Here is a 16,873-nt window from a genome sequence, read left to right as displayed (position 1 = left end):
TGGAAGCGAAGAGAAGCGGAGGGGATGACAGAGTAATAAAAATGTAAATAAACGATTATGGCAGGGAAAGCAAAAAGCACAAAAGTGTCGAGAGATCAAGCTGCTACAGATATAAATTTTAAATTCAAAAGTATTCGCACGAGTTGTAGCGGGAGCATTGATTTCGCCGGGAACAAGCGTTATCGCACGGTTTTCCGGTTGAACGAGGTGGAGAGGTTGTACGTGGATACGGAAATAATAAATAAACAATTTGATGAAAAGGCATGGGATGCGGAGATTGTTGCCGCTCTCGTGTATATGAACGGGGAGCAACCTGTGCTCGTGGCGCAAAAGGGGGGAAAGGTTACCATTCCGGAGGTGGAACCTGTTTTCCGGTTTTCGACCGATTTCTCTACTGAAGACTTCACCGGTTTTACTCTTAAAGAGGGTGTTTACCGGGTGCAAATGATTATCAACGGGCAGGCGGGCTTGTCCGATGAAATACATCTGTTGGAATCGCACGATCTGTATCGTGATTATTTCCAATTATTGGATATCGGTTTGGATAAATGCGTGGAGGAGGCTCCCGATGTACAACGACCTCATTCATTTCGGGCTTTTGCCGGGGAAGGGTTGACAGACGTGCGTTTCTATCTCGTGGCGGAGAATTTCTTGTCCGACGAATGGACGTATGAATTCATGATAAATATTTTTGACTCGAGCGGGATGTTGAAAGCGAATCGGGTAGCTAAAGGAAATTACTATATCCCGAACCGGGAGGGAAAGCGTTTGCTTTGTTTCGCCTTGGATCTGGGAGCCGGGCTGGAGAATTTCTGGGAGGAAGGAGAATACTGGGTAGAAGTATCGTGCTTCGATCAACCCGTGATTCAACTGGAGTTTGCCATCGGAGAACAGGATGTGCCCTATAATTTCGCCGACGAAATAGCCGCGGTGAACGGTCAGGTGCACGAGGCGGCGGGTATGTCGTCAACACCCCAAGATAAGGAGGAGGCATTGTCCCGTTTGTACCAACTGGTCGGGTTACGTAAGGTAAAAGAAGAAATTACCCGTGTTTACGAGTTGGCGGAGTTCGTGAAGATGCGGCAGGAGAACGGCTTCAGTGATAAACTTCCTCTGATGAACATGATCTTTATGGGTAACCCGGGAACCGGTAAACACACGGTTGCCGGGATCGTGGGAGAGATTCTCTACCATTCGGGTGTTTTGGCGAACGGGAAAATACATCAATATAAACGGGAAGATTTTTCCCGTCCGGGGATGGCGGTGGAAGAACAATTAATTCGGGAAGCCATCGCGAAGAGTACGGGTGGAATCCTTTACATAGAGGATGCTGACGAATTGTACCCGACGAATGACCCGAACGATCCGGCGATGCGTATTTTTACCGTGTTGTTGGGAATACTGGAACAGGAACAACCGCCTCTGGTGGTGGTCATGGCGGGTGACGGGATGCCTTTGCAGGCTATTTCCGATGGAATCCCGGGTATGAAGAAATGTTTCCCTTACCAGTTTATCTTTGACGATTATTCGGCGGATGAATTGATGGAGATTACCCGCCAGATGCTGGAGAAAAGGCAATTCAAGTTTACGCCGGAGGCGGAGAACAAATTCTTTAATATGCTGAAGGATTGTTGTGCCGTGAAAGATTCGGGATTCGATAACGGCAGGTTTATAGAGGAACGATTGAACGATGCCGCGAACCGGATGGCAAAGCGCTTGATGTCGAATCACAAGGGTACTCGCTCGAAAGAGGATATGATGTTGCTCAAGGTAGAGGATATCGAAACCCTCGAGCAGCCCGATCCGAATAAATCGGTAGACGCGTTTAACGAGATGATCGGCTCGAAGGAATTGAAAAACAGCTTGATCAGCTATATCAATTATATTTATTTTATCCGGGAAAGACAGAAACACGGTTATGCCGATGTGATTCCGCCTCTGCACATGTTGTTTACCGGGAACCGGGGAACGGGAAAAACTACCGTGGCACGTATGCTCGGGGAGATATTCGAGTCCGCGGGGATATTGCAAACGTCCATGGTAACGGTCAGGAGCAGGGGGGAACTTATCGGCGACGGTTCTATTCCGCCTCAACAGATTGCCATGTACGTGTTTGAACAGGCGAGGGGTGGTATCCTTTTCTTGGAAGACGCTCATACATTATTCCAAGACAGCGCAGGAGCTTCGGCATTAAGCGTTATTTTCGGGCAATTGTCGCCCGCGGATAACGGGGATACCATCGTGATATTGAGTGGCGATCCGGATGAAATGGACAAGGCGCTTGCCGGGAACCCGAGAGTGAAGACGCTTTTCCCGTATCACTTCCATTTTGCCGATTACACGCCGGAAGAGTTGCTGGAAATAGCCGTCCAGAAGATAACCGAGAAGAATTACACTTTGCACCCGAAGGCGAAAGAGGCATTCCATGCTTTGGTCACACAGGTATGCAAAGAACATGATAAATATTTCGGGAATGCTCTATTTGTCGATAAGATGGTGGATAAAGCCATTCACAACCTGTCTGCCCGCACCATGAAGATTAGAAAAGAGAGGGAACTTACCCGGAAAGAGATCACGACGTTGATGGCAGCGGATATACCCACTGCAACTTCCGAGCTTCCCAATTCCTACAAGGATACTTTTGACGAGAAGTCAATCACCGCGGCCTTGAAGGATTTGGATCACATGATAGGACAAGAGAAGCTTAAAAAACAAATTCATGATTTCGTGGATCTGGCTCGTCATTACAATCAACAAGGGATCAAGCTAAATACCCGTCTGTCCCTGCAATGGTGTTTTACCGGTAATTCCGGTATGGGAAAGGGTACGGTTGCACGTATTATCGCCCGTATTTATAAGGCCATGGGAATTATAGACAAGAGCGAGGTGACCAGCTTTAAGGTGGAACGTTTGATCGGGTTGACGGAGGAGGATGCCGTGCAGAGTATCGGTGTTGCCTTGTTGCAATCCAAAGGGGGACTGTTCTTCTTCGACGAAGATTCCAGTAGCCTGAATGAAATCTCCGGTTTCCGGGATCGGGTAAGGGCTATACTCGTGAACCAGTTGGCGACTCAACCGGGGGCTTATAACGTGATTTACGCCAAACAGGACCCGCCCCGTCAGATTATTAACGACGAGGTGGAGAAGGTTTCCGATATGATTAATATTCTTGTTTTCGAGGACTACACGGAGGAGGAGTTAATGGAAATACTCAAACGGGATCTGGCGACGGACAATACCCGTATGACCCGGACGGCACAACAGCATATGGCTCAGTTTATTTCCTATATCGTGAACAACAAGAAACGAAGTCACGCGAGTGCCCGTTTGATAAAACTGGTCGCGGAAATGATGATTCGTAACCGGATACAACGTTTGGCAAAGAATGGAAAGATTAATGGTACGGAGCATACTTATTCAATTGTAAAGCAGGACGTGGAGATGTTCACCCCGCAAATGTTGGATAGTATGATTTCGGAACGGCAGACAATCGGGTACAAGCAATGAATCGTAGAATACTTCGTCTTGCTATTCCTTCTATCGTGTCAAATATCACCGTTCCTTTGTTGGGATTGGTGGACGTGACGATCGTGGGGCATTTGGGGGCTACCGCCTTTATCGGTGCTATCGCGGTGGGGGGATTATTGTTTAATATTTTGTACTGGAATTTCGGTTTTCTGCGGATGGGAACCAGTGGACTGACCTCACAGGCATACGGGCGAAAAGACCAAGACGCGGAAACGCGGGTTCTCGTGCAGGCGGTGAGCGTGGGACTGATTTCCGCCGTGCTGATGCTGATTCTTCAATATCCCATAGAACGCTTGGCTTTCAGGTTATTGGACACGAGTGCGGAAGTAGAACGATACGCCGTTACTTATTTTCGGATATGCATTTGGGGGGCACCTGCCGTGCTGGCACAATACGGATTCACGGGGTGGTTTATCGGGATGCAAAATTCCCGCTACCCGATGTATATCGCTATCGTGATGAACGTGATCAATATCTTGTGCAGCGCGTGTCTGGTTTTCGTGTTCGGGATGAAAGTCGAGGGGGTGGCGTTGGGAACAGTGATAGCCCAGTACAGCGGGGTATTTATGGCTGCCGGACTTTGGTGGTTTAATTTTAAGGAGTTACGACCTCTTATCAAATTCAAGGGGAGTCTTCAGTTGTTTGCCATGCGCAGATTCTTTGCCGTGAACCGGGATATTTTCTTGCGTACCTTGTGCCTGATCGGGGTAACTACATTTTTCACTTCCACGGGAGCAAGACAGGGGGATGTGATTCTGGCTGTCAATACTTTGTTAATGCAGTTGTTTACCTTATTCTCCTATATCATGGATGGCTTTGCTTACGCGGGAGAGGCTCTTGCCGGACGTTACGTGGGGGCTTGTGATCTTCGCCGATTGCGACAGGCTGTACGGGCTTTATTCGGCTGGGGCGTGGGATTATCCTTGGTATTTACCATTTTATACGTAGTCGGGGGAGAAGGTTTTCTTGCTTTGCTCACGAATGACGGGGAAGTGATTCAAACGGCAAGCCATTATTTTTACTGGGTTCTGGCAATTCCCTTGGCAGGATTTGCCGCTTTTCTATGGGACGGTATTTTGATAGGAGCCACGGCTACCCGATACATGTTGTGGGCGATGTTGGTTGCTGCCGGGGCTTTCTTCCTTATATATTATACCTGTTCCGGGGCCACGAACAATCACATGTTATGGCTTTCGTTTCTTGTTTATCTGGCTTTACGGGGAATCATGCAGACCGTATGGAGCCGCCGGATATTCTCGGAGGGGTATTTGCAGAAGATGAAGGACTCGTAGTATATCTTTTCGCCATACTAAGTCTATCGATACCTAACCTCAAGTTCGAATCATGAACGAATCATGAACGTAGCATAGACGTAAATTTGCGTTTATGCTATATTTATGATGTGTATATGCAGGATTTTTGTGGTTAGGCAATGATTGTGCAATGATCATTCAAATGTTTACAAGAAGTCGTTGTATCTATTTGATAATTTGTTATTTCATTAATTGATTTATGAATTAATAAATGATCGTTTAATGCAGTGCAAATATACATCATTTTTATTTTCCGCAAACTTTTTTGATTGGTTTTTTTATTCTCGCAACTAGATATTTAGTTTTTTGGCGATTATTCGCAAGCGTTCTTTTTGGTCGTATTATTAATCGATGGTTTTTTGATATAAAATATTGTTTAGTGAAACAGCTTTCGTGCGTCTATAATACATAGCACTGTTTAAGTGGGGTGCGTGAAACACATGGCAATAAATCAGGACCGGTAATAGGGTTAGTGCGCGAAGCGCATCCGGGTGCTTCCTTTCGGAAAAATGTCAATGTGTCGGGGCGATATTTGTAAGGAAGGTGAATTAGCAATAACATGATTAGGGAAAAGAAAATACACTGGTATGTCGCTTACACGCGAGTAAACCAGGAATTATTTATTAAGAAAAAACTGGACGAACTGGGGATCGAAAACTTTCTCCCGCGTGAGGAGCAAGTACGGGATACACCGCTTGGGCGGAGGACCATTCGGGTACTTTTGATTCACGGTATGATTTTTATCCGTACGGACAAGGTGACGAGTTTCTCCTTGATTAATGAACATTCATTGAATATCGTTTACTTGAAAGATATAGAAGGGCGTCGTTCCTTGATCGTTCCTGACAAGCAAATGGAGGACTTCATGTTCCTGTTGGATTTTTCGCCTGCCGGCATTGAGATATTGAACAAAGACCTCAAGCGGGGAGATAGGGTCCGAGTGATCAAAGGACCGTTACTAGGATTGGAGGGGGAATTGGTGCGTTTGCGAGGTCACAAGCGGGTGGTGATCCGCCTGGAGGGGGTGGCATCAATAGCTACGTCTTATATCCCGGGTTCTTTTCTGGAAAAGATAGAGAGAAACAATTAATTTAAGATTTATGAATTACGATTTACGATTAAATAAAGAGTCAAGAAGTACAATTAAAATCATAAATCTAAAATCGTAAATCAAGAAATAGAGATGGAAAAAGGTTTATTTCACGATTTGTACAAGCGATTGGGCATGCTTGATCTCCGGTCGTATCCCCCGGCGCGATTGTCGGGTTTGTTACACGGTTACCTGACGGTGTACTCTATGGTACGGGTATACCCGTGGTTGGAGAATGATTTCGGCACCCCTGGTGATATTCACGAGCGAGCGAAATCGATCGTTCACTTGTACCCGGGGCAGTTGAACGGGGATGTTTCTGTTGATACCCGCGCCGGTTACGCGGCGGACAAGATGGATGTCTATCAGGTGTACTCGGACTTGAGTTACTTGAAAAACGGTTTGGATGCGGCGTACCGGATTCTTTCGGCACGGGGGAACGGCAAGATCTCGTTGCCTTGTCGTACGCCGAATATTTGCCGTTTGTTGTGCAATTGTTACTATTTCGCCGGAGATGATGAGTGTGGAGAACTTGCCGGACGGTTGGTGACAGAGGCGTTGGGATATACCCGGGGCAGTAGCAGTGACGTGTTGTTGCCGTGGTGGGATAGCATTTGCCTGTACAGCGATGTGGTTGGCACGATGGAGTTACCCGAAGGTGAACGGGAACGACTGGGCGAGGAACGGGTTCGTTTGGACGTTCGCGTGAAACAACTTGAAGACGAAAAAATCAAGCAGTTGCATCACGCTGAAAGCGAGGGTGATATTGGTTTGCTTGGGGATATATTCAAGATACTGGCAAAGCGGGAGATGGAAAAAATATTTCATATCTCTAATTCACACTAAAAATCTCACTACCGGGTTACGCGACTCCCGGTAAACAGCGTTCCCTTGACGGTACCTCATAGCCGGATCAAACTATTAATACCGGAGGGGACGCTTCTTTTCTGTGATTATATAAAATAAAAAACTCAATTCATACTATATAATCATTTGTGCGAAAAGAAGAAGTACGTGAATTTTCGGGCGAGCCTTTGTCACGCTTCTTTTCGCCGATGATTTTAATAATTTACAGGTAATGATGGAAACTATAAGGATGTTTTTTACCGGTATGCTGTTTTGTCTGTTGGGGGCTTGCGCTTCTCCCAGGGACGTGGTGTACTTGCAGGACGCGAAGATTAACTCGAGAGTGAAAGCGGAGTTACAGTACCGGACGGTAATCCACGTGGATGACTTGTTGTCGATCGTGGTTTCTTGCGACGATATAGAGGCGGCACTTCCTTTTAACACGCCGATGATCGGCTTGGGGCAGAGTAATACCAGAGCAAATACAGACCAACTTTACGGGTACCTGGTGGACACGGACGGGACGATCGATTTCCCGGTGCTGGGTAAGATCAAGGTCGAGGGGTTGTCCCGCACCGAGCTTGCCGCCGAGTTGAAAGAGAAACTGAGCGGTTACTTGAAGAACCCGATCGTGACGATACAATACTTGAATTTTAAGGTAACGGTACTGGGTGAGGTGAAGACTCCCGGTAGCTACAAGGTGAATAGCGAGCGGATTTCCATATTTGACGCGTTAGGCATGGCGGGCGATTTACAGATTAACGGGAAGCGTAAAAACGTGCTGGTGATGCGGGAAGACGGGGACGAGAAGGTCTTCGCGCAAATGGATCTCACCTCCGAGAACATCATCCATTCGCCTTTTTTCTACTTGCAACAGAATGATGTGGTTTACGTGGAGCCCAATAGAGCCCGGATTATCGGGGGAAATGCCGGGGCGTTCCTGCCTTACGTTTTGTCGAGTATCTCCACGTTGGTAGCTATCTTGGCCATCGCGATACGCTAATATAGAACAGGAATAACATGGAATTGAACGATTTGAACAAAGAAAACGGGAGTGCTCCCGAGGGTATGGATATAAAAATCCTAACGGAGAAATTCATTTCTCGTTGGCGTTGGTTTGCCATCTCGATACCCTTGTGCCTGGTAATCGCTTTTCTGGTTTGCCAGAGCCGGGTTCCCGTTTATAACGTGACGGGAAAAGTGATGATCAGTGACTCCAAAAAAGGAGAGTTGGGGACGAACCTGATGATGAAAGAACTGGGACTTGGTGCCGCAGACATGTTCGTGGAAAACGAGATCGTGGAATTGCAATCCAAGAACCTGATGCGGGAAGTGGTAGAAGAACTGGATTTGAATATCCGTTACGTTCGTGAAGGTTTCTTGCGGGACAGGGAACTTTATGACTCTTCGCCGGTAAAAGTGTTAGTGGATAATCCCGATGGGATCAGGGATACTTCTTTTCATGTCATGCTGGACACGACAAATTTGGTGATACTGCTGGATCTTGACGGGAAAAAAATCTGGAGCGGGCATTACTCGGAAAGCGTTCCCATGGGGGATTATCATATATCGATAGAACAGAACGGGAAAGTTTTCTCCCGGGAGAAAATCCGGGTGGACTTGTCCACTTACCGGGAAACAACAGATCGTTTTTCAAAAAATCTGAACGTGCAGATTCTGGTAAAGAATACAAATTCCGTGCTGGTGTCTTTAAAGGATGCCGTCCCGGACAGGGGTATTGCCGTTATTAACGCTTTGGTCAAGCGTTATAACCAGAACGGGATTGATAATAAAAGGATCGTTTCGGAAGCCACGGTCGAGTTCATTAACGAGCGTCTGGACGTGATTAACAAAGAATTAGGCTCGATCGAGCGTAGCGCGGAGGATTTCAAGAAGACCAACCGTTTAACGGATATTACCTCTGATGCCGCTTTCGTGATGGAACGCAAGAAACAGGCAGAAGCCGAATTGTTGAAATTACAGACCGAGTTGGATGTATTACGGAGTATCCGTGCCGCGATCACGCAGAAACGGGCGGACGAATTCGCCTTGTTGCCGGAAAACCTGGGACTCTCGGACGAGGGTTTAAATTCCGGTATCGCCCGTTATAACGAGATGGTATTACGGCGGGGTAAGTTACTGCAAAGTGCCAGCGAGAGTAACCCTATCGTGACGGGATTGAACACGCAGTTGCGGGAGTTGAAAAAGAACATACAGGAGACGATCGCTAACGTGGAAAGCAGCTTGTTGATTAAGTTAAAGAGCGTGGAAAAGGAAAACGTGTCCGTGAACGAGATGTTGACCTCCGTTCCCACGCAAGAGAAGCAATACCGGGCTATCGCCCGTCAACAGGAACTGAAAGAGAACCTTTTCCTTTTCTTGATGCAGAAGCGGGAGGAGGCGGAGATCGCAAAATTGATTTACGTGGCGACGGCGAAGATTATAGAGGACCCGTCGGCGGGCAATTCTCCAGTGGAACCTAAAAAAGCCTTGATCATGCTCGTGGGATTGATGTTCGGTATCGGGCTCCCGGCAGGGGGTATATTCCTCTTGGAAACGTTGAACGATAAAGTTCGTTCCGTCGAGGAGGTGAAAAGGGCTCTCCCGTTTCCCGTGCTGGGAGATATTCCCGAGTTAACCAAGGAGGAAACGACTTTGTTACGAGAGAATTTTTCCGTGTCGGAGTCTATGCAGGTCGTGCGTGAAAAGTTAAATTATATGTTAGGCGAGAAAGCCGGTTCGGTGCTTTTGGTGACTTCCGGGGTACCGGGTGAAGGAAAGACCTTGGTTGCCGCGCATTTGGCACAAGCTTATGCCAAGGCAGGTAAAAAGACGTTACTGGTCGGGTGTGACTTGCGTAACCCGCAATTGCACTCGTACCTCCACAAGAATTATTCCCGTGGTATATCCGCTTATCTGGCGGGGATGGAACCGGAGTGGAAAACTTTGGTACATTCTCTCGGCGATCATTTGGATGTCCTGTTCGGTGGAGATGTTCCTCCTAACCCGATTGCTTTACTTTCCGGCGAGAGGTTTGTAAAATTGTTGGCGGAGCTAAGAAAACAGTACGACTGTGTTGTTTTGGATACACCTCCAGTAGGGCTTCTGGCAGACGCTCTGACGATGATAAAACAGGCAGATGCTTGTATCTGCGTGACTCGCTTGAACGTGTTGCCGCGAGGTATGTTATCTTCCTTGCGAGCCTTGGAGAGTGAGCATCACGTGAAGAATTGCGGTATTGTGGTCAACGGGGTATCCCGGAGAATCCATTATTACAAGTACGGATACGGTTATGGAGGTTATTATAACAAGCAAAACAGGGGATAGAGAGTGAGCATGTGGTGGTATCGAAAGCGGGATAAAGTGCGTTTTGATTACACGCGCGACATTCATTCGCACATCCTTCCGGGTGTGGATGACGGGGTTAGGACTTATGATGAGGCACTTGTCGTGTTGAAGGGATTAGCCGGGCTGGGGGTGAAACGGGTGACGAGTACTTCCCATGTTTATTTTCCCTCCTTGATGAATGGACGTGAGAATCTTTATCCCCTGTTGGAAAATCTTCGAGCTGGTTTGCGAAAGGAAGGGATCGGGATAGAGTTGGACCTGGGAGCCGAGTATTGCGTGGGCGAGTACATGTTGGGTTTGATTGAACGGGGAGAGATCTTGTCCGGGGACGAAAATCGGGTACTGGTGGAACACAACTTTTTATCCCCATCGCCTTTTTTTGATCGGGTGGTGTTCGAGTTACAGACTAAGGGGTACGAGGTCGTGTTGGCTCACCCGGAACGTTACGCCTTTTTGGCGGATGACATTGTTCGCCACGGAAAAGAATTAAAAAACAGGAATTGCCATTTGCAGGTAAATATCCTCTCGTTTGCCGGGTATTACGGCAAGAAAGCTCAACAGGGAGCGGAGAAATTGCACGCGGCGGGATTGATCGATTATTATGCGGGGGATGTACACGGGATGAGACACGTGGAGGTGATCAGAAAATATATATCAAATTCATAGATAAAAAATGAAAATATTAGTTACTGGAGGAGCTGGGTTTATCGGTTCTAATCTTTGTGAGTATTTGTTACAAGCAGGCCATGAAGTTCGTTGCCTGGATAATTTTGCGACGGGAAAAATTGAAAATATACTTCCTTTAACAGAACGTTACCCGATGATGTTCAAGTTGATCGTGGGAGATATTCGTCAAATGGAGGATTGTCAAAAAGCGGTGGAGGGAATGGAGTATGTTTTGCATGAAGCTGCATTGGGGTCTGTTCCTCGCAGTATTAAAGATCCGATTACAAGTAATGAAGTTAATATAAGCGGTTTCTTGAACATGCTGGTTGCTTCCCGGGATGCCGGGGTGAAACGTTTCGTTTTTGCAGCGAGCTCTTCCACTTACGGGGATAGTCAATCTTTACCCAAAGTAGAAAATGTAATAGGTAGACCACTTTCTCCTTATGCTATAACGAAATACGTGAACGAGCTTTACGCTGACGTTTTCGCTCGGACATATGGTATGGAATATATTGGATTGCGTTATTTTAACGTGTTTGGGAGAAGACAAGATCCTTTCGGGGCTTATGCGGCAGTAATTCCCTTGTTCGTGAAGCAGTTGATGCGACACGAAAGCCCGGTGATCAACGGGGACGGGGAGTACAGCAGGGATTTCACGTATATTGATAACGTGATACAGATGAATGAACTGGCCTTGACCACGGCAAATGCGGATGCGGTGAATCAAATTTACAACACGGCGTTTGGGGAGCGGACGACGTTGAACCAGCTGGTGGGTTACTTGAAAGAATTCTTGGGAGAATTTGACGGAGAAATAAGAAACATCAAGGTATTACACGGGCCGAACCGGGTGGGAGATATCCCTCATTCTTTGGCAAGCATTGACAAAGCGAAATCGTTATTGGGATACACCCCGCAATACAGCATGAGGCAAGGGTTGCAGGAAGCGGTGAAATGGTACTGGAATAATCTATAATAAAACGAATTACTATGCAAGACGTCAGAATTTGCGTGATCGGACTGGGATACGTGGGCTTACCCCTTGCCCGGTTGTTTTCAACAAGATATAAAACGATAGGCTTTGACATGAACCAAAGGCGGGTGGATGCCTTGATGGCGGGACATGACGCAACCCTGGAAGTGAGTGACGAATTGTTGCAATCGGCAATCGCTAACGGTTTCGTTTGCACATCAAGTATCGAGGATATTCGGGATTGCAATTTTTACGTGGTGGCGGTGCCGACACCCGTGGATAAAAATAATAATCCGGATTTAACACCCTTGTATGGGGCGAGTACCACGGTGGGGAAGGTCATTTCCAAGGGAGATATCGTTGTTTACGAGTCAACGGTTTATCCCGGGGTAACGGAAGAGGAGTGCATACCCGTGGTGGAAAAAGTGTCGGGGTTGAAATTCAACGAAGACTTTTTTGCCGGTTATTCCCCGGAACGAATCAACCCAGGAGATAAATTGCACACGGTGGAGAAAATCAAGAAAGTAACCTCCGGCTCGACTCCCGAGATTGGCCAAAAAGTAAACGAGATTTATGCTTCCGTTATTTTGGCAGGGACACACCTTGCCCCGAGTATCAAGGTGGCGGAAGCTGCCAAGGTGATCGAGAACTCGCAACGGGATATCAATATCGCTTTCGTGAACGAATTATCTAAGATCTTTAATAAACTTGGAATTGACACGCAGGATGTACTTGAAGCTGCCTCCACGAAGTGGAACTTTTTACCCTTCAAACCGGGATTAGTCGGAGGACATTGTATAGGTGTGGATCCTTATTACCTGGCTCAATGTGCCCAACGGCACGGGTATAATCCCGAGATTATTTTGGCCGGACGTCGGATGAACGACGGGATGGGGGAACACGTGGCGAATGAGGTAATTAAGTTAATGTTAAAGAAAGGCATTCAAGTATTGAGTTCTAAGGTTTTGATCATGGGATTCACGTTCAAGGAAAATTGTCCGGATGTTCGGAATACCAAAGTAATTGATATATACAAGGCATTGAAGGAGTATAATCTTGATATTACGGTTTTTGATCCGTGGGCAAATCTGGAGATTGTGCGACATGAATATGGTGTTGATATAGAGAATAAATTGCACATTGAAAAATATGATGCGGTCATTATGGCTGTCGCTCATTCCCTATTCGAGGGGATGGATGTTCTATCTTTATTGAAAGAGCAACATGTGGTTTTTGATGTGAAAGGAGTTTTGGAAAAAGATATTATTGATAGTAGATTATAATTTTTGAATGTAAATTCACAGAGTCATTGTAGATTATTATAGCCTAGGTTCTTGCTTCTATTTAAACTTCCAATAGAGTATGTTTTTTTTAATAATATTATATGATATTTAAATCTAAGCAATTAAATGAAATCATTTTTCTGCGTCCAGTATTAATAGTTGGTGTTATAATTGGCCATTGCTTTGCTATTTATAGTGGCGCATGGGAAAATACTATTGGAATAGAGTCTGTTTATTTTTATCAGTTTTTGAATCCATTCTTTATTCATTTAGGAGCATTTGTGATGGTTTCGGGTTATTTATTCGCATATAAAAAAGATAAATATTTAGCGTCTTCTACATGGAATTTTATTTTTATGAAGTTTAAACGAATCTATTTTCCATGTTTTATTTTTAGTATTTTATACATTGTGATTTTACAGCCAGAATTGTTAGTTGATGTAAAAACAGTCATTGCAAATTTATTGAAAGGGACTGGTCACTTGTGGTTTTTGCCGGTGATATTCGCTAACTTTTGTTTGCTAAAAATATTCCAACCAATGATAGATAGATTGCCGATAACTAGTTTTATTTGTAGTTTGGCTCTATTGGTGGTTGTTCGAGTATTAGACATTACATTTTTGAATGTTGTGTTTCATTACCTTCCTTTTATCATTTTAGGATATCTTCTTTATGGAAAAACTAATATTATTGAAAAGTATTCATTACTACTTTTATTTTTATGGTTTTGTGTATTTATTGTTTATCTTTTTGATGTAAACAGAATTGTATCGATACCTTTGATTGGAACTTTTTCCTCTTTTTTGGCGGGAATTGCTTTGCTTGGAGTAGCGTTAAAAATTTCGAGAAATTATACTCCAATTAAATTTGTAAACAAATTAAACGATGAATGTTATGGTGCTTATATTTTTCAACAAATAATTATCATGTTGATATTATATCATACGCCATTATACTTGTATTGTAGTACATATTTTCTTCCATGGGTCATTGCTGTTATTTCAATATCTCTATCTTTTTTATGTAGTAAACTACTCCTAATGACAAAAGTGGGTAAGTTTTTAATTGGGTAGGATTAATGTCATTTTTAATGTTTTATGATAAACAATAAGAGTAATATACATCAAGCCTTTTGGTTAGGTATTAGTTCTATCTCAAGTATATTTGTTTCGCTTGTAAGTGCTGCCATTTTGTCCCGATTTTTTGATAAGGTAGAATACGGAACTTATAAACAGATTATGTTCGTTTATAGTACATTGTTAGTTATATTTGAGGCAGGTCTTCCAAGTGTATTTTCTTATTTTTTGCCTAGGTATTCTTTAGCAGAGGGTAAGTATATCGTAAAAAGAATTAATCAAATTCTTTTTTTTTCCGGAGGATTATTATCTATAACACTATTTTTTTCTGCAGAACCTATAGCTCAATTTTTAAATAACCCGGAGTTAGCAAAAGGATTGAAATTGTTTTCACCTTTCCCCTTTTTCACGTTGCCTACATTGGGATTGGAAGGAATTTATATTGTTAATAAAAATACAAAATATGTAGCAATATATAATACGATTACAAGGATTTTAATGCTTGTTTGTATCGTACTACCTGTACTTTTATATCGAAATTCCTATGAAGTTGCTATTGTAGGTTGGGGATTTGCAGCCGTGATTGCATTTTTTGTCGCCTTATATTTAAAGAATCGGCCTTATTGTAATGTGAATGAATTAATTAAAGTGCCGAGAATTATGAAAAAAGTATTAAGCTATTCTTTGCCGATATTGGGTTCTAGTTGTATATTACTTTTTTATAATTCGATTAATCAGGTTTTGATTAGTAGAAATTTTGGAACAGAAGCTTTTGCTGAATTTGCTAATGGATTTTTACCATTGCCTTTTATTGGTATTATAGTTACTCCTGTACGGAAGATGTTGATCCCCTTGTTTTCTAAAAGCAAAAATGAAAATTGTTTGGATGAAAGTGTTGTGTTTTTTAACAAAGCGATTTATGAAATGGGATTGATTATTATACCTCTATGTATATTTTGTTTTTCTTTTTCTAAAGAGATCATGTTATTGTTATATGGTGAACAATATACAACTTCTTATGTATTTTTTCAAATTAATTTAATTTATAACTTGAGTGAAATAATACCATTACAAGTGATGTTAGTTGGTATAGGTAAAACAAAGGTATTGTTCATATTTGATTTTATATGTACTTTGTTATTACTGTTCATAAATGCTTTGCTATTTTATTTAAATGTAAGTTCTCCTGTAATGATTGCCTTTGTTTTTGTGATGATGCAAGTATTTTTACGTAACATTTGTCCATATATCTATTTACGTTATAAAGAAAGGGTGATTATTATTTCAAAATCTGCTATAGTAGGCCTTTTGAGAATTGTACTACACGTTTTTGTTGTAATTATCTTTGTTTTTTGGTGTAGTAGATTTTATGATAATATATCCACAACATTTTTGCGATTGATAATATCTGGAATTTTGTTCTATGTTTTACTTGTAGGAAGTGGAATCATTTTGAGAATAAGTTATCTAAACTCATTAAAGCAGTTAATTCAAAGGTAATGTCTGAGATTTTGACAAAACGATATATTGCGAGTGTTTTATTAACATTGTTATATCCATTGGGAGGGGTAGTGTATTCTATAAAACATTTGAATTGGGACAAATCAGAAAAATTGTTCTTTCTTTTCTGTATTTATTTTGGTTTAGCATTTATTTATTTCTCAGAAGGAGGTGGTTTATTAGGAGATGGTGCCGACTCTGAACGTTATGCTCTTTATTTGATGCAGGCTTATGATATGCCTCATATTTCTTTGAGTGATTATTTAGCTCTTAGAGGAGAGCGTTTTGATTATTATGCTTCATTTTTACTATATGTTGTATCTCGTTTTACAGGAAATCCTCAAATATTTTTTTGTGTTGTGGCGACTGTGATGGGTTTTTTTTATGCTAAGGTAGCTTGGTTAATTATAAGACTCTGTAAAACGAATGATTTTTACGTGAAAATTCTAATTGTATTTTTAATATTAATAGCTCCGATTTGGAAAATAAACGGAGTACGTTGGTGGACGGCGTTATATATTTTTTTATATGGAGTATTATCTTATATCTATTGTCGAAAATGGTATTATTTGATATATTGTTTTTGCAGTTTTTTAATTCATTATACTTTTTTGTATCCTATATTTGTCGCCTTTTTAGGTTTGTTTTTGCCATCTCGCAAAATTTTACCTTATCTTATATTATTCTTGGGGATAAATTTACTTAACAATTTTGATCTTACTATCTTGGAAAGGTTTCTAGCAAAAATATTGCCAGAAAATTATGCTGAAAATACGATTGGTTATTTGACATTTGAATATAAAGCATCTCGTAATTGGTTTGCTGATTCTGGTAAATATGTAACAATGGGATTGAATGTTTTTTTTGTTTTACTGTTTTATATAAAAGGAAAACAACGGATTGAAAGTTCTGCTTTTTTAAGGCGTTTTTTTGTAGTGTCACTTCTGTTAGCTTCTTTGTGTTTAATTATTAATATGGCTCCTTGGGGTGTTCGTTTTTTAGATCTAGGAAATTTTTGTTTATATGCATTGTTTTGTCTGTTATTATCGGATCAGATTATAAATAGTAGAACGAGGTATTGGATAAAGTATAGTATTCCTTTTTTATTGTATGTTATTTTGTTTCAAATAAGAGAAGGATTTTATGCTATCGGAATATTTAATTTGTTGTGTGGAAATTTTTTTACCGTTTTCTTCATGAATGATAATTATCCTATTATAAAATATATTGATTTATTAATGTAAGTGAAT

General features: G+C 42.6%; 12 protein-coding genes. All 12 read left to right on the top strand.

Going from position 1 to position 16,873, the window contains the following annotated elements; translation table 11 throughout:
* The first annotated feature begins 57 nt into the window (after positions 1-57).
* Positions 58-3,507, top strand: coding sequence for an AAA family ATPase (locus CS948_RS15080; RefSeq protein ID WP_099292526.1), 3,450 nt, complete (start codon positions 58-60; stop codon positions 3,505-3,507).
* Complete coding sequence (locus tag CS948_RS15075) at positions 3,504-4,820, top strand: MATE family efflux transporter (RefSeq protein WP_099292525.1); 1,317 nt, start codon at positions 3,504-3,506, stop codon at positions 4,818-4,820. The genes CS948_RS15080 and CS948_RS15075 overlap by 4 nt, the downstream gene beginning before the upstream one ends.
* Positions 4,821-5,400: 580 nt before the next feature.
* Positions 5,401-5,931, top strand: coding sequence for a UpxY family transcription antiterminator (locus CS948_RS15070; RefSeq protein ID WP_099292524.1), 531 nt, complete (start codon positions 5,401-5,403; stop codon positions 5,929-5,931).
* A gap of 93 nt (positions 5,932-6,024) precedes the next feature.
* Positions 6,025-6,777, top strand: a complete 753-nt coding sequence (locus tag CS948_RS15065) for a hypothetical protein (RefSeq protein ID WP_099292523.1) — start codon at positions 6,025-6,027, stop codon at positions 6,775-6,777.
* Between the two features lie 232 nt (positions 6,778-7,009).
* A complete protein-coding gene (locus tag CS948_RS15060; protein WP_255302029.1) occupies positions 7,010-7,780 on the top strand; it encodes a polysaccharide biosynthesis/export family protein in 771 nt (256 codons plus the stop codon).
* 17 nt (positions 7,781-7,797) lie between these two features.
* The gene (locus CS948_RS15055; RefSeq protein ID WP_255302028.1) at positions 7,798-10,104 is read left to right on the top strand and encodes a polysaccharide biosynthesis tyrosine autokinase; all 2,307 of its coding nucleotides are present in this window, start codon (positions 7,798-7,800) and stop codon (positions 10,102-10,104) included.
* 9 nt (positions 10,105-10,113) lie between these two features.
* A complete protein-coding gene (locus CS948_RS15050; protein WP_099292522.1) occupies positions 10,114-10,791 on the top strand; it encodes a tyrosine-protein phosphatase in 678 nt (225 codons plus the stop codon).
* Positions 10,792-10,798: 7 nt separating this feature from the next.
* Positions 10,799-11,767 (top strand): SDR family oxidoreductase, encoded by a 969-nt coding sequence (locus CS948_RS15045; protein ID WP_099292521.1) that lies wholly within the window; start codon positions 10,799-10,801, stop codon positions 11,765-11,767.
* Positions 11,768-11,781: 14 nt separating this feature from the next.
* Complete coding sequence (locus CS948_RS15040) at positions 11,782-13,047, top strand: nucleotide sugar dehydrogenase (RefSeq protein WP_099292520.1); 1,266 nt, start codon at positions 11,782-11,784, stop codon at positions 13,045-13,047.
* Positions 13,048-13,148: 101 nt separating this feature from the next.
* Positions 13,149-14,120: an acyltransferase family protein gene (locus CS948_RS15035; RefSeq protein WP_099292519.1), complete on the top strand. Its 972-nt coding sequence runs from the start codon at positions 13,149-13,151 to the stop codon at positions 14,118-14,120.
* Between the two features lie 24 nt (positions 14,121-14,144).
* On the top strand, positions 14,145-15,623 hold the full coding sequence (locus tag CS948_RS15030) for an oligosaccharide flippase family protein (protein ID WP_099292518.1): 1,479 nt from the start codon (positions 14,145-14,147) through the stop codon (positions 15,621-15,623).
* On the top strand, positions 15,623-16,867 hold the full coding sequence (locus tag CS948_RS15025; RefSeq protein ID WP_099292517.1) for an EpsG family protein: 1,245 nt from the start codon (positions 15,623-15,625) through the stop codon (positions 16,865-16,867). Before CS948_RS15030 ends, CS948_RS15025 begins: the two co-directional genes overlap by 1 nt.
* Positions 16,868-16,873: the final 6 nt, after the last annotated feature.

The sequence above is a fragment of the Butyricimonas sp. Marseille-P3923 genome, assembly GCF_900184685.1.
Lineage (GTDB): Bacteria > Bacteroidota > Bacteroidia > Bacteroidales > Marinifilaceae > Butyricimonas > Butyricimonas muris.
This window is presented reverse-complemented; position numbering and strand designations above follow the sequence as displayed.